Consider the following 19,624-nt stretch of genomic DNA (forward strand, 5'->3'; position numbering starts at 1 on the left):
CGATGATCGATACCGACAGACGGCCGCTCGCGAGCCGCGACACCGGATGGGCAAGATCAGTCGCACGCTTTCTCGCGCGGACCGGCCTGACGCCCAACCAGATTTCCATGACAAGCATGGTCATGGCCGGATGGGCCGGTCTTGCGTTCTTGGCTGCGGGGCAGTGCATTGCGAGCTGGCGACCGCTACCGTTGGTCCTCGCGGCATTGTTTTGCCAGCTCCGACTCCTCTGCAATCTCTTCGACGGTATGGTGGCGATCGAGGGCGGCAAGCGCGCGCCGGACGGCGCCTTCTGGAACGAGTTTCCGGATCGGGTCGCCGATACGCTGATTTTCGTGGGAGCAGGCCATGGCATCGGGCAACCGGCGCTCGGCTGGGCTGCGGCGGGGCTTGCCGTGTTCACGGCCTATGTGCGCGAGCTCGGCCGCGCCTGCGGCCTCCCGGCCGATTTTTCCGGCCCGATGGCGAAGCAGCATCGCATGGCGGTCGTCACCGGCGCGGCGCTCCTGTCGCTCTGGGAACCGCTTTGGGACGGCCGAGACCAGATCCTCTTCGTTGCGCTCTGGGCGATTGCTATCGGCTCCGGTCTTACGGTCATCCGCCGGGCTTCGCGTTTGGTCGCGGGACTGCGGGCACGAGCGGTCGCCGACATGAGCAACACCTGACGGCACCAGACACTGTATGATCGAGCGGAGCTCCGGTCCCTACGCCTGGCGGCGCGAATGCAAGGCCATCCCCCCTCCATGGCCGGCGCGCGAGACGACCGCCGTCGCCGGCTCGACCCGCGCCTGACGGTTCGCCTGGATTCCGGCGCCATCATGGCCGGCGCCGGCAAGCTGCTGGCCCGGCGTCAACGGCGTTCTCTCGCAGGAGCCGGGAAGACACGTGGTGGCGCGCTTCCCGGCTCCTGAGCCACCTCATGCATCCGGTCACAGGGCGGCAGGCCACAATGCAGTGGCATGGATTAGGAGCGAATTAGCTTGGCCCACCTCTGCTCTCGAGCTGATTGGTGCACGTGCGAGAACCCGCCAGGCTTCATGAAGCGCGGGTCGCCATAGGTCCTGGCCACGCTATGATCCCAGGGCAGGACGTCGACCCGCAGCAAGAATTGCCGGATCCGCTCGGCAGGGCGGTCGGGACAACCGCGCCGGGCCGGCCCGGCGCCGCATGCCCACCCCCGCTCACTCGCCCTCCGCCGCCTTGCGTTCCGCCCTCGTCCGGTCGAGGAAGGCGATCAGCGAGGCGCTGGCGCCCAGGATATGGTCGCGGGTGAGCTCGGCCGCGCGTTCGGCGTCGCGCGCGATGCAGGCCTGCAGGATGCCCTCGTGCTCGCGCCGGGCCCGGGCCATGCCGTCGGTCAGCACCAGCTGGGCCCGCAGGTAGCGGTCGACCCGGTCGAGCGCCGCCCGGATGGTCTGGAGATAATAGGGGCGGCCGGACGCCTCGTAGAGGCTGTAGTGGAACCGCCGGTTGAGCTCGCCCCAATGTGACGAGTCGGGCTCGGTGGCGAAGGCGTGGGCATAGGCCTTGGCCTGCTCCAGCGCCTCGTCCGAGATGCGCTCGATCGAGTAGCGCAGCACTTCCGGCTCCAGCAGGGCGCGGAACTCGAAGATCTCGCGCACCTCGTCGGTGGAGAGCGTGGTCACCACGGCCCCGCGATAGCGCTGTGTCGAGACCAGGCCCTGCTCCTCCAGCCGTGTCAGCGCCTCGCGCACCGGGATGCGGCTGACGTTGAACATGCGGGCGATGTGGTCCTGGCGCAGCATCTGGCCCTCCTTGACGTCGCCCTGGGCGATCGCCTCGCGCAGCGCCTCGAAGATCACGTCGGACGCCGACGCCATCTGGGCGATGTCCGTAGCCTTCACCTTCACCTGAGTCGCCTCCCGGTCGTCGCCGTCCTGCCCCGATTCGGTCCGGCCGGCCAGCTTGCGTCTTCGCCCGTCGCGGCGCCAGTCCGCACGGTTCGCTGCTGCTGTAAAAAGGATATTGCAAATTGGATCCAAAAAATAGATGCTCAGTGACGTCGCCGGGCAGCAGCGTCCGATCGGACGGCGCGGCGGGAACAAGAAACCAACAGGACCTTCAGAGGAGAGCCGTTATGGCCAAGGGATTCGGCGTTCTCGTCGCCGCGGCGTTGACGCTCGCGGCGGTCGCGCCCGCACAGGCTGACAAGCTCGACGACATCATCGCCTCCGGCACGCTGCGCTGCGCCGTCGTGCTCGATTTTCCGCCGATGGGTTCGCGCGACGCCGACAACAACCCGATCGGCTTCGACGTCGACTATTGCAACGACCTGGCCAAGGTGCTCGGCGTCAAGGCCGAGATCGTCGAGACGCCGTTCCCCGACCGCATCCCGGCATTGGTCTCCGGCCGGGTCGATGTCGGTGTCGCCTCGACCTCGGACACGCTGGAGCGGGCCAAGACCGCCGGCTTCACCATTCCCTACTTCGCCTTCAAGATGGTGATCCTCACCAAGGAAGGGCTCGGGCTCGACACCTACGACAAGCTCAAGGGCCGCAAGACCGGCTCGGTGGCCGGCACCTTCGAGGCGCTGGCCCTGGAGAACGACGTCAAGGCCTGGAACGATCCGAACGGCTCCTTCCGCGGCTATCAGACCCAGGCCGACGTGTTCCTCGCCCTGGCCCAGGGCCAGATCGACGCCACCGTCGTCACCTCCACCGTCGCCGCCGCCATCGTCAAGGAGGGCAAGTACAAGGGCCTGACCATGACCGGCTACGCCCCCTACGACATCGACTACGTCTCGCTGATCGCGCTGCGCCAGGAGCAGGGGCTGATCAACTATCTCAACCTGTTCATCAACCAGCAGGTGCGCACCGGCCGCTACAAGGCGCTCTACGACAAGTGGATCGGCCTCGGCGAGCCGCCGAACCTGACGATCCCGGGGGTCTATCGCTGAGCGCGCGGCGCCGGGACCCCGGTCCCGGCGCGCGGACCCGTCACCCCGGGATCGGGCGAGAGCGATGAACTACACCTTCCATTGGCTGCCGGCGTTCCGGGCCTTGCCGGACATGCTGTGGGGCGCACTGGTGACGCTGGAGGTCGCCGTGCTGTCCATGGCGCTCGGCGTCTTTTTCGCCGTGCTGCTGGCGGTGGCGAGCGGCTCCGCGTCGCGCGTCCTGCGCGGCGGCGCCACGGTCTGGGTCGAGGCCGCGCGCAACACGCCGGCCCTGTTCCAGATCTACATGGCCTATTTCGGCCTGGGCTCGCTCGGCATCCACCTCGATTCGTTCCCGGCGCTGCTCGCCGGCATCACCTTCAACAATGCCGGCTACCTCGCCGAGACCTTCCGCGGCGGATTGCGCGCCGTGCCCGACACCCAGGTCCGCGCCGCCCGCTCGCTCGGCATGGGGCGGATCCAGGCATTTCGCCTGATCGTGCTGCCGCAGATGTTTCGCGTCGTGTTCTATCCCATGACCAACCAGATGGTCTGGGCGATCCTGATGACCTCGCTCGGCATCGTCGTCGGGCTGAACGACGACCTCACCGGCGTGACCCAGGCCCTCAACGTCAAGTCGTTCCGCACCTTCGAGTTCTTCGCCATCGCCGCGGTGCTCTACTACCTTATCGCCAAGGCCGTCACCCTGTCGGCGCGCCTGATGGCGTGGCGGCTGTTCCGTTACTGAGGAGCCGAGCCGATGTCCGTCTCCTCGTTCCTTGCCACGTCCTTCACGCTCAACGACCTCTGGTTCATGCTGAAGGGCGCCGGCGTCACCCTCTCCATCACCTTCTGGGCCGTGCTCGGCGGCACGCTGCTGGGCCTCGGCTTCGGCCTCGTCCGGGCGGCCTCGCCCTGGTGGATCAACATGCCGCTGGGCTTCGTGCTCGATGTCTTCCGCTCGGTGCCGCTGCTGATCCAGTTCGTGCTGGCCAACTCCTTCAAGTCGATCGTCGGCCTGAACTGGTCGGCCTTCACCGTCGGCTGCGTCGTGCTGGCGGCCTACACCTGCGCCTATTGCACGGAGATCGTGCGCGGCGGCATCCTCGCCGTGCCGGCGACGACGCGGCGGGCGGCCCGCTCGCTCGGCATGACCTACCGCCAGGACCTCGCCGAGATCGTGCTGCCGATCGCCCTGCGCGTGGCGCTGCCGAGCTGGATCGGCCTGACCCTCGGCGTCATGAAGGACACCGCCCTGGTGCTGTGGATCGGCATCGTCGAGCTGCTGCGCTCCTCGCAGATCATCGTCACCCGCATCCAGGAGCCGCTCTTCGTGCTCACCGTCGCCGGGTTGATCTATTTCCTGATGAGCTTTCCCATTGCGCGCCTCGGGGCGAGGCTCGAAAAGAGGTGGCGTGACCATGATTGAGATCGTCGACGTCCACAAATCCTTCGCCGCGCTCGAGGTGATCAAGGGCGTGAGCATGACCGTCGAGAAGGGCGAGGTCGTCTCGGTGATCGGCGGCTCCGGCTCAGGCAAGTCGACGCTGCTGATGTGCATCAACGGCCTGGAGCCGATCAATTCCGGCCGCATACTGGTCGACGGCACCGATGTGCACGCCCGCGGCACCGACCTCAACAAGCTGCGGCGCAAGATCGGCATCGTCTTCCAGCAATGGAACGCCTTCCCGCACCTGACCGTGCTGGAGAACGTCATGCTGGCGCCGCGCAAGGTGCTCGGACGCAGCCGGGCCGAAGCGGAGGCGGTCGCGGTGGAGAAGCTCAGCCATGTCGGCCTGGCCGAGAAGCTGAAGGTCTATCCCTCGCGCCTCTCCGGCGGCCAGCAGCAGCGCATGGCCATCGCCCGGGCGCTGGCCATGGCGCCGGACTACATGCTGTTCGACGAGGTCACCTCGGCGCTCGACCCCCAGCTCGTCGGCGAGGTGCTCGACACCATGCGCCTGCTTTCGTCCGAGGGCATGACCATGATCGTCGTCACCCACGAGATCGCCTTCGCCCGCGAGGTCTCCGACCGTGTCGCCTTCTTCCACAAGGGCCGGATCCACGAGATCGGTCCGCCGGCGCAGGTGATCGGCAATCCCCGGCAGCCCGAGACGGCCGCCTTCCTCAAGTCCGTGCTCTGAAATCCCCAACCTTTCAAGGAGAATGACCATGTGGACCGGCATCCTGCCCGCCGTCACCGCCAAGTTCCGGGAGGACGGCTCCCTCGACCACAAGGAGATGGAGCGTTGCTTCGCCTTCCAGATCGAGGCCGGCGTCGACGGCCTGATCGTCAACGGCTCGCTCGGCGAAGGGCCGATGCTCTCCCATGACGAGCGGCTCGCCGTGCTGAAGACCGCCCAGGGCGTCGCCGGAGGCCGGCCCGTGCTGATGACGGTCGCCGAGGCCGCGACCCGCGACGCCGCGACGCTGGCCCGCCGGGCCGCGCAACAGGGCGCCGACGGGCTGATGGTGGTGCCCAGCACCATCTACCACACCAATCCGAAGGAGACGGCGACGGCGCTGCGCGCGGTGGCCGAGGCCGGCGACCTGCCGGTGATGATCTATTCCAACCGCATCGCCTACCGGGTCGACGTCACCGTCGACATCATGGAGGAGATCGCCGCCGACAAGCGCTTCGTGGCGATCAAGGAATCCTCCGACGACATCCGCCGCACGCTCGACATCTTCAACCGCCTCGGCGACCGCTACGACGTCTTCACCGGCGTCGACAATCTCGCCTACGAGGCGCTGACCAGCGGGGCCGTCGGCTGGATCGCCGGCCTGGTCGTCGCCTTCCCGCACGAGACCGTGGCGATCTACCGGCTGATCAAGGCCAAGCGCTACGACGAGGCGCTGGCGATCTACCGCTGGTTCCGCCCGCTGCTCGACCTCGACGTCTCGACCTACCTGGTGCAGAACCTCAAGCTGGTCGAGGCCCTGGTGATCGGCACCACCGAGCGCGTCCGCGCCCCCCGCCTGCCGCTGGAGGGCGAGGACCGCGCCCGGGTCGAACGCCTGGTGCGCGAGGCCCTCGCCAACCGCCCCAGCCTGCCGGCGGCGTAAGGCCCGGCGCGCCCCGAGCACGCCATTCCCTCCCGGCCGGGAGAGGATGGCACCCTGTCGATCATCCGGGTTGAAGCGCATGCAGGACGAAGTCGCCATCGTCGGAGCCGGGATCGTCGGGCTGGCCATCGCCTTCCGCCTGCAAGGGGAGGGGCGCCGCGTCCGGCTGTTCGAGCGCGGCGGCGTGGCGGAGGGGGCGAGCTACGGCAATGCCGGGGCCTTCGCCTTCTCCGACGTGCTGCCGCTGGCCTCGCCCGGCATCCTGCGCAAGGCGCCGCGATGGCTGCTCGACCCGCTCGGCCCGCTCTCGATTCCGCCGGCCTACCTGCCGCGCATCGCACCCTGGCTGCTGCGCTTCTGGCGAGCCAGCCTGCCCGACCGCTACCGCCGCAGCATCCTGGCCCAGTGCGAGCTGATGCGCCTGTCGGCCCGCGCCATGGAGGCGATGCTGGCCGGGGCCGGCCTCGGGCCGCGGGTGCGCCGCGACGGCAACCTGCAGCTCTACGAGAGCGAGGCCGAGCTCGCCGCCGCAGCGGCGGGCTGGGCCGCGCGCGAGCGCGAGAACATCCCGTTCGAGCATGTGCGGGGCGCGCGGCTGGCCGAGTTGCAGCCCGGGCTGTCGCCGCGCTTCGTCGTCGGCACCTTCACGCCGCACTGGCAGACCGTCGACGACCCCCACCGCTTCGCCATGGCGCTCTATGACCGCGTCACAGCTCAGGGTGCCGAAGTGACGCGCGGCGAGGTCGCGGCCGTGTCGCCGGGCGAGGCCGGGGTGCAATTGCGGCTTGCCGACGGCCGCACGCACGGTGCCGCCGCCGCCGTGGTCGCAGCCGGGGCCTGGTCGCGTCCGCTCGCCGCCGTCCTCGGCGACCGCATCCCGCTTGAGACCGAGCGCGGCTACAACACCACGCTGCCGCCCGGCGCCTTCGACCTGCACCGCCAGTTGACCTTCGGCGGCCATGGCTTCGTCGTCACCCCGCTGGTCACCGGCATCCGCGTCGGCGGCGCGGTCGAGCTCGGCGGCCTCACGCTGCCGCCGAACTTCGCCCGCTCCGAGGCGATGCTGAGGAAGGCCGCCGCCTTCCTGCCCGGATTGAAGACCGAAGGCGGCCGGCCATGGATGGGCTTCCGCCCCTCGCTGCCGGACACCCTGCCGGTGATCGGCGCGGCGAAAGCCTCGCCCCGCATCGTCTACGCCTTCGGGCACGGCCATTCCGGCCTCACCCAATGCGCGGCGACGGCCGAGCTCGTCGCCGATCTCCTCGCCGGCCGTCCGCCGGCGATCTCCACCGCCCCGTTCCGTCCCGATCGATTCTGACCACCCCTGCGAAGGCATCAGCCATGGCGCGACACAGCTTCTTCTGCATAGACGGCCATACCTGCGGCAACCCCGTGCGCCTCGTCGCCGGCGGCGGGCCGCGCCTCGAGGGCGCCGACATGATCGAGAAGCGGGCGCATTTCCTGGCCGAGTACGACTGGATTCGCACCGGCCTGATGTTCGAGCCGCGCGGCCACGACATGATGTCGGGCTCGATCCTCTATCCGCCGACCCGGCCGGACTGCGACATCGCCATCCTGTTCATCGAGACATCGGGCTGCCTGCCCATGTGCGGGCACGGCACCATCGGCACGGTGACGATGGCCATCGAGCACGGGCTGGTGACGCCGAGGACCCCGGGCGTGCTCAGGCTCGACACCCCGGCCGGCCTCGTCGTCGCCGAGTACCGGCAGGAGGGACAATATGTCGAGGAGGTGCGCATCACCAACGTGCCGGCCTTCGTGCATTCGCGCGGCCTGGTCGCCGACTGCCCGGGGCTGGGCGAGGTGACGGTCGACGTCGCCTATGGCGGCAACTTCTACGCCATCGTCGAGCCGCAGGCCGCCTTCCGCGACATGGCGGATTTTTCCGCCGGCGACCTCGTGCGCATGAGCCCGGGGCTGCGCCGCGCCCTCAACGAGAGATACGCGTTCGTGCATCCGGAAAAGCAGGAGATCCGCGGCCTCAGCCACATCCTGTGGACCGGCGCGCCGCGTCATCCCGAAGCCCATGCCCGCAACGCAGTGTTCTACGGCGACAAGGCGATCGACCGTTCGCCCTGCGGCACCGGCACCTCGGCGCGCATCGCCCACTGGGCCGCGGCCGGCAAGCTCAAGCCGGGCGACGCCTTCGTGCACGAGAGCATCATCGGCTCGCTGTTCAAGGGGCGGGTCGAGGCGGCGGCGAGCGTGGGCGGGCGCGAGGCGGTCATCCCCTCGGTCGGCGGCTGGGCCCGCATGACCGGCTACAACACCATCTTCATCGACGACCGCGATCCCTTCGCCCGCGGCTTCGTGGTGGCCTGAGGAGACGCCCATGAAGATCACCGGCATCACGGCCTGGCAGGTCGACCTGCCGCTGCGGGAAGGCCGCTACGCCTGGTCGAACGGCAACTTCGTCGAGGTGTTCGACTCCACCGTCGTCGCGGTCGAGACCGACGCCGGCATCACCGGCTATGCCGAATGCTGCCCGCTCGGCTCGGCCTATCTGCCGGCCTACGCCCGGGGCGTGCGCGCCGGGCTCGCCGAGATCGGGCCGAAGCTGATCGGGCAGGACCCGACCGACCTCGGCGTGCTCAACCGCCACATGGACGCGGTGCTGCGCGGCCATCCCTATGTCAAGGCGCCGGTCGACATCGCCTGCTGGGACATCCTCGGCAAGGCTGCGGGGCTGCCGGTCTACAAGCTGCTCGGCGGCGCGGCGCAGGAGAAGGTGGCGCTCTACCGCGCCATCTCCCAGGAGGCGCCGGAGGAGATGGCCCGCAAGATCGCCGGCTACAAGGCGCAGGGCTATACCAAGTTCCAGCTCAAGGTCGGCGGCGACGCGGACATGGATATCCTGCGCATCCGCCAGACCCGCGCCATCCTCGGCGAGCGCGACGTGCTCGTCGCCGATGCCAACACCGGCTGGACCCGGGCCGAGGCGGCGCGCATCGCCGCAGCGGTGGCCGACCTCGACGTCTTCATCGAGCAGCCCTGCCCGACCTATGAGGAGTGCCTCTCGGTGCGCCGGCGCACCGCCCGGCCCTTCGTGCTCGACGAGGTGATCGGCGGCGTCGACATGCTGCTGGCGGCGCTGGCGGACGATGCCATGGACATCGTCAACCTCAAGATCTCCAAGGTCGGCGGCCTGACCAAGGCGCGGCTGATGCGCGACATCTGCGTCGCCACCGGCACGCCGATGACGATCGAGGACACCTGGGGCGGCGACATCGTCACCGCCGCCATCGCTCATCTCGCCCGCTCCACGCCCGAGGAGTTCTGCTTCTCCGCCACCGACTTCAACAGCTACGGCACGGTCGACATCGCCGAAGGCGCGCCGCGGCGCGTCGACGGCTTCATGACCGCGCCGGATGCGCCGGGCCTCGGCGTCACGCCGATCTTCGCCGCGCTCGGCGCCCCCGTCGTCACCATCCGCTGAGGCCCGCCCATGCGTTCAACGAAGGTCATCCATGTCGTCGGCTGCCATGCCGAGGGCGAGGTCGGCGACGTCATCGTCGGCGGCGTCGCGCCGCCGCCGGGCGACACGGTGTGGGCGCAGTCGCGCTTCATCGCCGCCGACAACACCCTGCGCAACTTCGTGCTGCAGGAGCCGCGCGGCGGCGTCTTCCGCCATGTCAACCTCCTGGTGCCGCCGAGGAACCCCGAGGCGGTGGCGGCCTGGATCGTCATGGAGCCGGAGGACACCCCGCCCATGTCCGGCTCCAACTCGATCTGTGTCTCCACTGTGCTGCTCGACACCGGCATCGTGCCGATGCAGGAACCCGAGACGCGCATGGTCCTGGAGGCGCCGGGCGGACTGATCGAGGCCACCGCCACCTGCCGGAACGGCAAGGCCGAGCGCATCCGCATCCGCAACCACCCGTCCTTCGCCGACAAGCTCGACGCGCCCCTGGAGCTGGAAGGCCACGGCACGCTGACCGTCGACACAGCCTATGGCGGCGACAGCTTCTGCATCGTCGACGCCCATGCGCTCGGTTTTGCCGTCAGGCCGGACGAGGCCAGGGATTTTGCCGAGCTCGGCATGCGGATCGTGCGGGCGGCGAACCAGCAACTCGGATTCCGCCATCCCGAGAACCTCGACTGGGCGCACATCTCCTTCTGCCAGTTCGCCGCGCCGCTGACCGACGACGACGGTGTGCCGTCCGGCGCCAACGCGGTGGCGATCCGGCCCGGCAAGATCGACCGCTCGCCCTGCGGCACCGGCTGCTCGGCCCGCATGGCGGTGCTGCACGCCAAGGGCGTGCTCAAGGTCGGCGACCGCTTCGTCGGCCGTTCGATCATCGGCTCTCGCTTCGACTGCCGCATCGAGGCGGAGACCACGGTCGGAGGCCGGCCGGCCATCGTGCCCTCGATCGAAGGGCGCGCCTGGGTGACGGGCACGGCGCAGCTGATGGTCGACCCGACCGACCCCTGGCCGACCGGCTACAGGCTCTCGGACACCTGGCCGCTCTGGCAGGGATGAGGCTGCTTGCGCCGCCTCACCCCTTGCCGCCGACCGGGGCGAACTCGCTCGTCCGGGTCTCGTTGAGGATCACCATGGTCGAGGTCTCGGCCACGGCGGGAATGCCCTGCAGCGCGTCGATGATGAACGTCTTCAGCGCCTCGATATCCCTGACCCAGACGCGCAGCAGATAGTCGATGGCCCCGGTCACCAAGAGGCATTCGGTGATCTCGGGCCTGTCCCGGATGGCGTCGAGGAACTGGCTGTGCCCGTCCGGTCCCTGCCGGGCGAGGCGGACCGAGACCATGACGCTGAGGTTGAGGCCGAGCGCCGCCGGGCTGATGCGTGCCGCATAACCCTCGATCACGCCCGTCTCCTCCAGCCGCCGGATCCGCCGGCTGCACGGCGTCGGCGACAGGCCCACCGCCTCCGCCACGTCGAGCGTCGACATCCGCCCGTTGGCCTGCAGGGCGGCGAGGATGCGCCGGTCGACGGAATCGAGTCGCGTCATGAGGGATTTTCACTCAAGCTCGATATTTTCTTGGAGATATACGCTCAAATCCGGAGTGCAGCTCAAAAAATTGCAGGGATTCGCTCGCCGATGCGATGCTATGTCTCTTGAACCCAGTCGGAGCGACGTCCGTCGAGGCTCCGGAGCCAAGAGGAGGGGCTCGCCGATGAACGAGGCTTCGTCCATTCCGACCGCCGCGGCCGAGGCGGTGCGCCCGGCCTTCGCCCGCTGGCTCGGCACCGGCAACGACGTCACCCGCACCTTCCTGGCGGCGGGGCGCATTCCCGGCCTGATCAACATGGCGGGCGGGCTGCCGGCGCCGGAGCTCTATCCGGCCGCCGAGATCGCCGCCATCGCGGCGCGGGTCATCGCCGCCCACCCCCAGGACACGCTCGGCTATGGCCCGATCGAGGGCCTGCCCGAGCTGCGTGACGCGCTGGCGGCCCGGTTTTCCTCGCCCGGGCTGCGCCTCGGCCGCGAGAACGTGCTCGTCACCTCCAGCGGCATGCAGGGGCTCGACCTGATCGGCAAGGTGCTGCTGGAGACCGGCGGCCTGATCGCCGGCCAGTTCCCGACCTATCTCGGCGCGCTCGATGCATGGCGCCCGCACGCGCCGGCCTTCCGCAACATGCTGCTCGACGAGGCGGGTTTCGATCCCGGGGCGGCGCTGCGCGGCGCGCAGTTCGGCTACACCGTGCCCAACTTCTCCAACCCGACCGGCCGGCTGGTGGGCCTGCCGATGCGCCGGGCGCTCGTGGACGCGGCGCACGCCACCGGCACCTGGCTGGTCGAGGACGATCCCTATGGCACGCTGCACTACGATGCCGAGCCGCTGTCGCGGATGATCGAGCTCTCGGGCGGGCGGGCGCCCGGCCGGATCTACGACGGTCCGCTCGTCTATATGGGGACGGTGTCGAAGGAGATCGCGCCCGGCCTGCGCATCGGCTGGGTGGTCGCGGCGCCGGCGATGATCGAGGCCCTGACCATGGCCAAGCAGGGTTCGGACATGTGCACCAGCGGCGTGACCCAGCGCATCGCCCTCGGCGCCATCGAGGACGGCCTGATCGAGTGCCTGCAGCCGCGGGTGGTCCGCCTCTACCGCGAACGGCGCGACGCGCTCTGCGCCGCCATGGCCGAGCATCTGGCCGAATGGTTCGACTGGGACGTGCCGGTGGGCGGCATGTTCGTCTGGGCCACGGCCCGCGATCCCGGCCTCGACACCGACCGGCTGCTGGCGCGCGCCCTGGAGGCGGGCGTGTGCGTGACGCCGAGCAGCGTGTTCGATGCGGCCGGCCGCAACCGCCGTTCGATCCGCGTCAACTTCACTCTCAACCCGCCCGACCGGCTGGCCGAAGGCGTCGCCCGCCTGGCGAAGGCGGTGCGGACCCTGTCGTCGCAGAAGGGCTGATCCGATGACCGTCACCATCCACGCAGCCCCTCCCGCCCTCGACCCTGCCGCGATCGAGCGCTGGCGTGCCGTGCCTGTCGCGGTGGCGGTCGACCTCGGCCGCGACGTCGGCCAGATCGACCCGGCCATCCGTCCGCTCAATCCGCCGGGCCGCCAGCCCCGCCTGTTCGGTCGCGCCGTGACGGCGCTGTGCGAGCCGCCGGATTTCGGCGCCGTCGTGCACGCGCTCGAACAGACCGGTCCCGGCGACGTCCTTGTCATCGCCGCGGGAGGACACGCCGAAACGGCGATGATCGGCGAGATCCTCGGCGGCTTCCTGCGCGGGCGCGGCTGTGCCGGCCTGATCTGCGACGGCGCCGTGCGCGACGTCGCCACCCTGGCCGGCTGGGCGGATTTCTCCGTCTTCGCCCGGGCGATCACGCCGCGCGGGCCGTCCTCCGCCGATCGCGGCGCCGTCAACCGGCCCGTGGTGGTCGGCGGCCGCCTCGTCACTCCGGGCGATCTGGTGATCGGCGACGATGACGGCCTGGTGGCGCTGGCCCCTGCGACCCTGCTGGCGCGTATCGCCGACGCGGAGGCCAAGCTGGCCCGCGAGGCGGAATGGCAGGCGAATCTGGCGGCCGGTCGTCCGGTGATCGAGACATTCGGCGTCGCGCCGGCGCGGCGACACGAGGCCGGCTGAGCCGGCAACCGTCCGGTCGCGCGACATGTCGGAACTTTCCGACGCCTGGGTCCGCCCGTTCGAACGCCACTGGCAGGAACGGGTGACCGGCCTGGGCACCGCTCCCGACGAAGGCGACCCGACGTGACCAGACCGGCGACCATCGTCCTGGACGAATTCATCGACCGGCCGGTAGAGTGGGTATGGGCCGCGATGACCCGGCCCGAGCTGATGGCGAAATGGTGGGTGGCCGGCGACGTCCGGCCGGAGGTGGGGCACCGCTTCACGCTCGACATGGGCAAATGGGGCACCGGCCCTGCGAGGTGCTCGCCGTCGAGCCGGAGCGGCTGATCCGCTACAGCTTCTCCCGGAGCATGACGATCGCCTGGCGGCTGCAGCCGGAAGGCGCTGGCACGCGCCTGACGCTCGAGCATTCGGGCTTCGATCTCGACACCCCGCTCGGCCGGACGGCGTATGATGGCATGGGCGCCGGCTGGCCCGGCATCCTCAGGCGCATCGGCGAGGTGCTGGCCCAGGAGCCGGCCTGACCGCGACCGGCGTCAGGCCGGCGGGGCCACCCGTTCGAACAGGTGTTCGTAGCGCAGCACCAGCCCGGCCTCGTCCACCGTCAGATCCGCCTCGAAGCCGTGGGACCGGCCGAGGTCGACATAGCGCAGCCGCCCGGGTCCCTGCCGGTCGTAGCGCTGGCGCGATCGCGTCACGGTCAGCGACAGGCCGTCGATGAAGGCGATGTCGAGCGCCAGGCTCTGGCCGGCGGCCTGCGGCGTCCGGCGGATCGGGAAGGTGTTGCAGAAGGGCGTGACCGAGAGGTCCGGCTCCTCGGCGCCGTCGAGGCTCGCGCGGCGCGCCCCGTCCACCCGCCAGCCCGTGCCCTCCCGCTCCAGGCGCAGGCCGCCATAGCCTCGTGCATTCCAGCGCTCGACGGTGACGAACTGCGCGCGCCAGTCCGGGGCGAGCTGCCAGCGGTGGTCGAGGCGGAAGCCGCCGGCGTCGAGACAGATCACCGAGGCGGTCGCCGTGATCCCCTCCGGCGTGATGGTCAGCTCCAGGCGTTCGAGTCCGTCGACGTCGGTCCGGCGCCAGAAGAGAACGGATGTGCTCACGCCCGGGCTCCTCCGCTCTGGCCAGCCGCTTCGAGCCTATGTGCCGATTGGGGCGAATATTCGGGCCGCCGGCAAGGGGGCGCAAGCCGATAGATGCGGATTCGGCGTGGTGCCGCCCGCCATGGGACACGGATCGTCGGAATCCGTGCCGCCAGGAGGCCGCCCCGTCCGATCCGGCGGACCGGCGAGGGGTGGAGGGGGCTCCGCCCCCGGCCGGCCGCGTGGGAGCGGCAAGGATTGATGCGGGCCGGCGGATCGGTTATCTCACGGCTCATGATCGATCCTGTGCCGACCGTCGCTTCGACCATGATGATGCTGCTCTCCAAGCGGGAAGCGGCGCCATTCGGCATGTGATCTGATCGGGCCACACGTCAGAGCCGCTTCCACCCGGGGCGGCTTTTTCATGCCCGGAAACCGCCTCGTCCCTCCAGAGGAGTTTCCCGTATGCTCACCGAGCAGACCCGCCGCGCGTCGGGCGCGAACCATTACGTCACGACGGCGATTCCCTACGTGAACGCTGCGCCGCACATAGGCTTTGCCCTGGAGGTGGTGCAGGCCGATGTGCTTGCCCGCCACTATCGCCGGCAGGGCCACGGCGTCCGGCTTCAGGCCGGGACGGACGAGAACAGCGTCAAGAATGTGCAGGCCGCCGAGGCGGCGGGCATCCCGGTCGCCGAGCTGGTGGAGCAGAACGCCGCACGCTTCGTGGCGCTGAAGGACAAGCTCGATCTTTCCTATGACGACTTCATCCGGACCGGCGCCGACGAGCGGCACAGGCACGGTGTCGAACGGCTCTGGCGAGCCTGCTTCGAGCGAGGCGACATCTACAAGCGTGCATATCGCGGCCTGTACTGCGCCGGCTGCGAGCAGTTCTGCAAGCCCGACGATCTCGACGACGGACGGTGCCCCGAGCACGGCACGAGGCCGGATCCGATCGAGGAAGAAAACTGGTTCTTCCGGCTCTCGCGGTACGAAGACCGGCTGCGTGAGCTCTATGCGCATGGCGGGATCGAGATCGTCCCGGACACGCGGCGCAACGAGATCCTGGCCTGGATCGACGGCGGCCTGGAGGATTTCAGCATCTCCCGCAGCGCCGCCCGGGCGCGGGGATGGGGCATACCCGTGCCGGGCGACCCGGATCAGGTGATCTACGTTTGGTTCGACGCGCTCGCGAACTACCTCACGGCCCTCGGCTATGGCGGCGAGGGCGACGATCTCGATCGATGGTGGCTGCAGGCCGTTTCGCGGGAACACGTCATCGGCAAGGGGATCACGCGCTTCCATGCGGTCTACTGGCCGGCCATGCTGCTGTCCGCCGGCCTGCCCGTGCCGACTCGCATTCTTGTCCACGGCTATGTCACGGCCGAGGGACGCAAGATCGGCAAGTCCACAGGCAACGCCGTCGACCCCGTGCCGCTGGCGACGGAGTTCGGGGCCGACGCGTTGCGCTACTTCCTGCTGCGCCATATCCGCTCGACGGCCGATGGCGACTTCACGCTTGCGCGGCTCCGGCAAGCCTACGAATCCGAGCTTGCCGGGCAATTCGGCAACCTTGCACACCGCGTGCTGAGCATGATCGAACTCTACTGCGGCGGGACCACGCCTTTTCCTGCCGACGAGAACGTCGACGTCGATAGATTGCTGCGTTCGGCCAGCCAGCTCGCTGATGGCGTCGCCGCGCATCTGCAGGCTTTCGCCTTCGATCGCGCGCTCGACGAGATCTGGGCGTTCGTGGCGGATGCCAACCGATATGTCGCTGAGGAGGCCCCGTGGAACCTGGCCAAGGCAGCCGGCTCGGCCGAGGCGGCTGTGGCCTCGGCATGTGCCGCCAGGCTGCAGGGCGTGTTGTTCAGCCTGGCGGCCGCTCTGCATGCAATCGCGACCTGCATCGCGCCGCTGCTGCCCGGAGCAAGCCGGGAGCTCTTGCGCAGGCTCGGCAAAGCCGACGGACGCGCCGATCAGGGACCGGCAGGAGGCAGGATCGATGTCGGCATGCCGCTGTTTCCGAAGGTGTGACACCACGCCTTCCGCAGCGCGTGCCGCCGGGCCGGAGGCGCTCAGGTCGGCAGCGGCAGGGCAGTCAGGGGCAGCATGCGCGAGTCCTCCACCGCCGCCGTGCGATGGCCGAGGCCGGCGAGATAGGCGGCATCGGCGGCGAAGGCGAGGAACGCCCCCGCCGAGCTTTGGCGCACCAGCATCGCCCGGTCCCAGCGCTCGCCCTCGGGGCCGATCAGCACCGGACCGCCTTCGCCGAGGAACAGCACGGCGCCGCCGCTGGCGGTCAGGTGCGGCAGGCTGAGCGCCACATAGCGGTCATAGGCTTCGGCGCCGCTGATCGGCCGTGCTGGCGCCAGGTCGGGATGGGCGGAATAGTCGGCCACGGCGCGCAGCCGCAGCAGGTTGAGCATCACCACCGGCCCGGCGAGGCCGCGCATGGCGAAGGCGCGGCCGGCTTCCTGCGTCGGCTCGAGATAGGCCGTCATGGCACCTCCTCCCTCGCCGTGTCCCAGGCGAGCCGGTCCGCATGGGCGCGGATATCCGATGGCCATGTGGCGGCGTGTTCCGCGAACCGGCCGCGGTCGTCGGCGAACAGCGCGCGCGCAGCCTCCTCGAAGCCCGGAAGGTCCCCGGCCATCGCCGACATGAATCGATAGGCAGCGTCCCGGGCGGCGCGGCGCCGGCTTTGGTCGCCATCGGTGCGCCGCGCCTCGTCGATCAGACGGCGCAGCGCGTGCGAGGCGCCGCCGCGCTGGCCGGCGAGCCACTCCCAGTGGCGCGGCAGCAGCGTCACCTCGCGCGCCACCACCCCCAGCTTCGGCCGGCCCCGTCCCCGCGCCGCCTCCTGGTCCGCGCCTGCCATGCGCGCGTCGAGCCGGGCGACGATCTCGGCCGTGGTGCCGCGCAGGTCGAGATCGACCACCGCGCCGGTAGCATCGTCGAACGTCAGGATCGGCGCGGCGGGATCCCTGGCCAGGGCGGCCTTCACCGCGAGGGCCACGTCGACCAGCGCGCCGCTGGCGATCAGGCGAGGGCCGTCAAAGGCGGCGCAGGGCTTGGACAAGGCTTCGGACATCGGATGGCTCCAGCAATATGACCATATTTACCCGGATGAAAAACTGTGTCAATATATCCGGGTAATAATGAATGACGCCGTCGACCCGGCTGGACCCGCGTCGAGCGCAGGAGGATCGATCACATGAACAGCGAGGACAGGAAGGCGGCCGTCGCCGCCTGCAAGGAACGCAAGGTCGCCGCGGGTGTCTATGTCGTGCGCTGCCACGCGACGGGGCAGCGCTGGGTCGGCAGCACCGCCAATCTCGGCGCCATCCGGAACCGGCTCTGGTTCACGCTCCGGCAGGGTGGCGCCATCCACAAGAGCCTGCAGGCGGCTTGGCGCCGGCACGGCGCCGACAGCTTCGCGCTCGAGGAGGTCGAGCGGCTCGACGGCGAGACGCTGGCCTATGTCCGCGACCGCGTCCTGAAAGAGCGGCTGGCCCATTGGCGCGTCGCCCTGGCGGCCGAGGCGCTCTGACGTCGAATTTGTCAGGCCGTTGCAATGCCGTTAGGACAGGGGGCGATGTGCCGGAGGCCTGCGAGCCGCCGGTGCACGCAGGGAGAAAGCCTATGACCAGGAAACGGATCGTCTTCACCGGCGGCACCGGCAAGGCCGGCCGGCACGCCGTGCCGCATCTCGTCGCCAGGGGCTACGACATCCTCAACGTCGACCTGAAGCCGCTGGATCTGCCCGGCGTCAACACGCTGGTCGCCGACATGACCGACAGCGGCCAGGTCTTCAACGCCCTGACCACGCATTTCGGATTCGACGGTTTCGAGCAGGGCACGGTGCCGCGGGCTCCGGACGCGGTCGTGCATTTCGCCGCCATTCCGCGGGTGCTGATCAACCCGGACAACGAGACCTTTCGCCAGAACACGGTCAGCACCTACAACGTCATCGAGGCGGCGGCCAAGCTGGGCGTGCGCAAGATCGTCATCGCCTCCAGCGAGACCACCTACGGCGTCTGCTTCGCCGAGGGCGACAAGGACTTCCGCAGCTTTCCGCTGGAGGAGGACTATGACATCGACCCCATGGACAGCTATGGCCTGTCCAAGCTGGTCAACGAGAAGACCGCCCGCGCCTTCGCCACGCGCTACGGCATCGACATCTACGCGCTGCGGATCGGCAACGTCATCGAGCCGCACGAATATGATCGCTTCCCCGCCTTCATCGCCGATCCGCCGTCGCGCAAGCGCAATGCCTGGAGCTACATCGACGCCCGCGACCTCGGCGAGATCGTGCATCTGTGCCTGGAGAAGGACGGCCTCGGCTTCCAGGTCTTCAACGCCGTCAACGACGGCATCACCGCCACCGTTCCGACCCGCGAATTCCTCGCCCGCTATGCGCCGAACACGCCCGTCACCCGCGAACTGGGCGAGTTCGAGGCGCCCCTGTCGAACCGCAAGGCGCGCGAGGTGCTCGGCTTCAGGCAAGCCCATGACTGGCGGCGCTACGTGACCCTCTGAGGAAGAGCCGCCGGCGAGCCCGCCCTGAAGCGTTTTGCGATTTGACGGAATCGCGTCAAGTCGCAAAGATGCGTCGAAACAAGGGGTTAGAGAAAGACGCGCCTCCGCCAGAACGCGCTTTGCTCTAATAGGTCCCCGCATAGCGGCGGCGCGCCGTGGCCTGGCGGACGTGGTCGATCATCGTCAGGAAGTCGAACACCGGCCGGCCCACGGCGTCCTGGACGGCGCGGGCATAGGGCGGCAGGTTGGAGCATTCCAGCAGGACGGCGCCGATGTCGGGTCGCTCGGCCACGAGGGCCCGGGCCACCCCGACGACTTCCGCCTCGACCGCGTCCGTGTCGAGCGAGCCGCGCTCGTCCAGGATGGCGTATCGGAAGGCCGGCTGATCCTGCATGCCGCGGACGTGCACGGGGCGGCTGCGGTGCGGATAGGCCCTGGCGAGCAGATCGTCGGTCAGCCTCGGCCGGTTGGCGCAGATGATGCCGATCGACCGGTCCGGGCCGAGCAGCGAGGCGATGAACGGCAACTGCAGCAGGCTCGACAGCATCACCGGGACGGAGAGCGCGGCGGCGACGTCGTCCTGGAAATGCAGCATGTAGCCGCAATCGCTGGTGATGGCCTTGACGCCGCCGGCCTCGAGCCGCCTGGCCGCTGCGATCACCGCCGGCGCCGCCGAGCGGTCGCCCTGGTTGATCAGGCTGTCGATGGTGACGTCGTACACCGTCTCGTAGAGCACGGGATAGGCATAGCTCGAAGCATTGCCGACATCGCCGGGCGGAAACGGGTTCGAACAGGCGATCAGCAGGATGCCGATCTCGTGCCCGTAGCTCTGCGCCTGCGGACGCACCGTGTAGATTGCCACGCGCCGTTTTCCTCCCATCGATGGCCGACGATGCGTGCCTGGTCGCCACGGCCATCGCCTTGGTCGATTTTATCCACTATAGAGGAATCAACGCA

21 protein-coding genes and 2 pseudogenes are annotated in these 19,624 nt (G+C 69.4%); 16 read left to right on the forward strand and 7 right to left on the reverse strand.

Annotation, left to right across the window (positions count from 1 at the left end):
- Positions 1–2 precede the first annotated feature (2 nt).
- Positions 3–665, forward strand: coding sequence for a CDP-alcohol phosphatidyltransferase family protein (locus AC27L4_RS01455; protein ID WP_487140172.1), 663 nt, complete (start codon positions 3–5; stop codon positions 663–665).
- A 377-nt stretch (positions 666–1,042) separates the two neighbouring features.
- Here the strand turns inward: AC27L4_RS01455 and AC27L4_RS01460 are convergent.
- Both AC27L4_RS01460 and AC27L4_RS01465 read right to left on the reverse strand, forming a co-directional pair.
- Positions 1,043–1,159, reverse strand: a pseudogene (locus AC27L4_RS01460) (VapC toxin family PIN domain ribonuclease); the annotation flags it as partial.
- 22 nt (positions 1,160–1,181) lie between these two features.
- The gene (locus AC27L4_RS01465; RefSeq protein WP_487140173.1) at positions 1,182–1,871 is read right to left on the reverse strand and encodes a GntR family transcriptional regulator; all 690 of its coding nucleotides are present in this window, start codon (positions 1,869–1,871) and stop codon (positions 1,182–1,184) included.
- Positions 1,872–2,098: 227 nt separating this feature from the next.
- On the opposite strand from AC27L4_RS01465, the gene AC27L4_RS01470 reads away from it, so the two are divergent.
- The 9 genes from AC27L4_RS01470 (at position 2,099) to AC27L4_RS01510 (ending at position 10,463) form a co-directional block, all read left to right on the forward strand.
- Positions 2,099–2,917: an ABC transporter substrate-binding protein gene (locus AC27L4_RS01470; RefSeq protein ID WP_487140174.1), complete on the forward strand. Its 819-nt coding sequence runs from the start codon at positions 2,099–2,101 to the stop codon at positions 2,915–2,917.
- A gap of 64 nt (positions 2,918–2,981) precedes the next feature.
- Positions 2,982–3,644 carry an amino acid ABC transporter permease gene (locus tag AC27L4_RS01475; RefSeq protein ID WP_487140175.1) on the forward strand — a complete coding sequence of 221 codons (663 nt, stop codon included), beginning with the start codon at positions 2,982–2,984 and terminating at the stop codon, positions 3,642–3,644.
- 12 nt (positions 3,645–3,656) lie between these two features.
- Entirely contained in the window at positions 3,657–4,325 is a 669-nt protein-coding gene (locus AC27L4_RS01480; protein ID WP_487140176.1) for an amino acid ABC transporter permease, read from the forward strand.
- Complete coding sequence (locus AC27L4_RS01485; RefSeq protein ID WP_487140940.1) at positions 4,318–5,040, forward strand: amino acid ABC transporter ATP-binding protein; 723 nt, start codon at positions 4,318–4,320, stop codon at positions 5,038–5,040. Before AC27L4_RS01480 ends, AC27L4_RS01485 begins: the two co-directional genes overlap by 8 nt.
- Positions 5,041–5,068: 28 nt before the next feature.
- Positions 5,069–5,962: a dihydrodipicolinate synthase family protein gene (locus tag AC27L4_RS01490; protein WP_487140177.1), complete on the forward strand. Its 894-nt coding sequence runs from the start codon at positions 5,069–5,071 to the stop codon at positions 5,960–5,962.
- 79 nt (positions 5,963–6,041) lie between these two features.
- Positions 6,042–7,280, forward strand: a complete 1,239-nt coding sequence (locus AC27L4_RS01495) for an NAD(P)/FAD-dependent oxidoreductase (protein ID WP_487140178.1) — start codon at positions 6,042–6,044, stop codon at positions 7,278–7,280.
- Between the two features lie 23 nt (positions 7,281–7,303).
- Positions 7,304–8,305, forward strand: coding sequence for a 4-hydroxyproline epimerase (locus AC27L4_RS01500; protein WP_487140179.1), 1,002 nt, complete (start codon positions 7,304–7,306; stop codon positions 8,303–8,305).
- A gap of 10 nt (positions 8,306–8,315) precedes the next feature.
- Positions 8,316–9,419, forward strand: coding sequence for a cis-3-hydroxy-L-proline dehydratase (locus AC27L4_RS01505; protein ID WP_487140180.1), 1,104 nt, complete (start codon positions 8,316–8,318; stop codon positions 9,417–9,419).
- Between the two features lie 9 nt (positions 9,420–9,428).
- Positions 9,429–10,463 carry a trans-3-hydroxy-L-proline dehydratase gene (locus tag AC27L4_RS01510; protein WP_487140181.1) on the forward strand — a complete coding sequence of 345 codons (1,035 nt, stop codon included), beginning with the start codon at positions 9,429–9,431 and terminating at the stop codon, positions 10,461–10,463.
- 16 nt (positions 10,464–10,479) lie between these two features.
- Here the strand turns inward: AC27L4_RS01510 and AC27L4_RS01515 are convergent, their stop codons facing one another.
- Positions 10,480–10,953: an Lrp/AsnC family transcriptional regulator gene (locus AC27L4_RS01515; protein ID WP_487140182.1), complete on the reverse strand. Its 474-nt coding sequence runs from the start codon at positions 10,951–10,953 to the stop codon at positions 10,480–10,482.
- A 166-nt stretch (positions 10,954–11,119) separates the two neighbouring features.
- On the opposite strand from AC27L4_RS01515, the gene AC27L4_RS01520 reads away from it, so the two are divergent.
- From AC27L4_RS01520 to AC27L4_RS01530, 3 genes and pseudogenes are all read left to right on the forward strand, one after another.
- Positions 11,120–12,361: an aminotransferase-like domain-containing protein gene (locus tag AC27L4_RS01520; protein WP_487140183.1), complete on the forward strand. Its 1,242-nt coding sequence runs from the start codon at positions 11,120–11,122 to the stop codon at positions 12,359–12,361.
- Positions 12,362–12,365: 4 nt separating this feature from the next.
- Positions 12,366–13,043 (forward strand): RraA family protein, encoded by a 678-nt coding sequence (locus AC27L4_RS01525; RefSeq protein WP_487140184.1) that lies wholly within the window; start codon positions 12,366–12,368, stop codon positions 13,041–13,043.
- 210 nt (positions 13,044–13,253) lie between these two features.
- Positions 13,254–13,570 (forward strand): annotated as a pseudogene (locus AC27L4_RS01530) (SRPBCC family protein).
- Between the two features lie 12 nt (positions 13,571–13,582).
- Here the strand turns inward: AC27L4_RS01530 and AC27L4_RS01535 are convergent.
- Positions 13,583–14,146 carry a putative glycolipid-binding domain-containing protein gene (locus tag AC27L4_RS01535; RefSeq protein ID WP_487140185.1) on the reverse strand — a complete coding sequence of 188 codons (564 nt, stop codon included), beginning with the start codon at positions 14,144–14,146 and terminating at the stop codon, positions 13,583–13,585.
- A 444-nt stretch (positions 14,147–14,590) separates the two neighbouring features.
- Here AC27L4_RS01535 and metG point away from each other — a divergent pair, with 444 nt between their 5' ends.
- On the forward strand, positions 14,591–16,162 hold the full coding sequence (gene metG / locus AC27L4_RS01540) for a methionine--tRNA ligase (RefSeq protein ID WP_487140186.1): 1,572 nt from the start codon (positions 14,591–14,593) through the stop codon (positions 16,160–16,162).
- A 41-nt stretch (positions 16,163–16,203) separates the two neighbouring features.
- Here the strand turns inward: metG and AC27L4_RS01545 are convergent, their stop codons facing one another.
- Complete coding sequence (locus AC27L4_RS01545; protein WP_487140187.1) at positions 16,204–16,629, reverse strand: DUF1330 domain-containing protein; 426 nt, start codon at positions 16,627–16,629, stop codon at positions 16,204–16,206.
- Positions 16,626–17,219 carry a DUF2239 family protein gene (locus AC27L4_RS01550; protein ID WP_487140188.1) on the reverse strand — a complete coding sequence of 198 codons (594 nt, stop codon included), beginning with the start codon at positions 17,217–17,219 and terminating at the stop codon, positions 16,626–16,628. Before AC27L4_RS01550 ends, AC27L4_RS01545 begins: the two co-directional genes overlap by 4 nt.
- A 123-nt stretch (positions 17,220–17,342) precedes the next feature.
- Between AC27L4_RS01550 and AC27L4_RS01555 the strand changes: the two genes are divergently transcribed.
- On the forward strand, positions 17,343–17,678 hold the full coding sequence (locus AC27L4_RS01555; RefSeq protein WP_487140189.1) for a GIY-YIG nuclease family protein: 336 nt from the start codon (positions 17,343–17,345) through the stop codon (positions 17,676–17,678).
- Positions 17,679–17,770: 92 nt separating this feature from the next.
- Positions 17,771–18,667 (forward strand): NAD-dependent epimerase/dehydratase family protein, encoded by an 897-nt coding sequence (locus AC27L4_RS01560; RefSeq protein ID WP_487140190.1) that lies wholly within the window; start codon positions 17,771–17,773, stop codon positions 18,665–18,667.
- Between the two features lie 124 nt (positions 18,668–18,791).
- Here AC27L4_RS01560 and AC27L4_RS01565 read toward each other — a convergent pair whose 3' ends face one another.
- Positions 18,792–19,529: an aspartate/glutamate racemase family protein gene (locus tag AC27L4_RS01565; RefSeq protein ID WP_487140191.1), complete on the reverse strand. Its 738-nt coding sequence runs from the start codon at positions 19,527–19,529 to the stop codon at positions 18,792–18,794.
- Positions 19,530–19,624 lie beyond the last annotated feature (95 nt).

The sequence above is a fragment of the Labrys sp. Lb11 genome, from assembly GCF_057554225.1.

Bases quoted from the DNA above. Each gene is read 5' to 3' on its own strand.
- metG (WP_487140186.1), top strand. From the start codon at position 14,591: ATGCTCACCGAGCAGACCCGCCGCGCGTCGGGCGCGAACCATTACGTC.
- AC27L4_RS01510 (WP_487140181.1), top strand. From the start codon at position 9,429: ATGCGTTCAACGAAGGTCATCCATGTCGTCGGCTGCCATGCCGAGGGC.
- AC27L4_RS01495 (WP_487140178.1), top strand. From the start codon at position 6,042: ATGCAGGACGAAGTCGCCATCGTCGGAGCCGGGATCGTCGGGCTGGCC.
- AC27L4_RS01480 (WP_487140176.1), top strand. From the start codon at position 3,657: ATGTCCGTCTCCTCGTTCCTTGCCACGTCCTTCACGCTCAACGACCTC.
- AC27L4_RS01505 (WP_487140180.1), top strand. From the start codon at position 8,316: ATGAAGATCACCGGCATCACGGCCTGGCAGGTCGACCTGCCGCTGCGG.
- AC27L4_RS01560 (WP_487140190.1), top strand. From the start codon at position 17,771: ATGACCAGGAAACGGATCGTCTTCACCGGCGGCACCGGCAAGGCCGGC.
- AC27L4_RS01475 (WP_487140175.1), top strand. From the start codon at position 2,982: ATGAACTACACCTTCCATTGGCTGCCGGCGTTCCGGGCCTTGCCGGAC.
- AC27L4_RS01500 (WP_487140179.1), top strand. From the start codon at position 7,304: ATGGCGCGACACAGCTTCTTCTGCATAGACGGCCATACCTGCGGCAAC.
- AC27L4_RS01520 (WP_487140183.1), top strand. From the start codon at position 11,120: ATGAACGAGGCTTCGTCCATTCCGACCGCCGCGGCCGAGGCGGTGCGC.
- AC27L4_RS01490 (WP_487140177.1), top strand. From the start codon at position 5,069: ATGTGGACCGGCATCCTGCCCGCCGTCACCGCCAAGTTCCGGGAGGAC.
- AC27L4_RS01550 (WP_487140188.1), bottom strand. From the start codon at position 17,219: ATGTCCGAAGCCTTGTCCAAGCCCTGCGCCGCCTTTGACGGCCCTCGC.
- AC27L4_RS01455 (WP_487140172.1), top strand. From the start codon at position 3: ATGATCGATACCGACAGACGGCCGCTCGCGAGCCGCGACACCGGATGG.
- AC27L4_RS01525 (WP_487140184.1), top strand. From the start codon at position 12,366: ATGACCGTCACCATCCACGCAGCCCCTCCCGCCCTCGACCCTGCCGCG.
- AC27L4_RS01555 (WP_487140189.1), top strand. From the start codon at position 17,343: ATGAACAGCGAGGACAGGAAGGCGGCCGTCGCCGCCTGCAAGGAACGC.
- AC27L4_RS01485 (WP_487140940.1), top strand. From the start codon at position 4,318: ATGATTGAGATCGTCGACGTCCACAAATCCTTCGCCGCGCTCGAGGTG.
- AC27L4_RS01470 (WP_487140174.1), top strand. From the start codon at position 2,099: ATGGCCAAGGGATTCGGCGTTCTCGTCGCCGCGGCGTTGACGCTCGCG.
- AC27L4_RS01545 (WP_487140187.1), bottom strand. From the start codon at position 16,629: ATGACGGCCTATCTCGAGCCGACGCAGGAAGCCGGCCGCGCCTTCGCC.
- AC27L4_RS01515 (WP_487140182.1), bottom strand. From the start codon at position 10,953: ATGACGCGACTCGATTCCGTCGACCGGCGCATCCTCGCCGCCCTGCAG.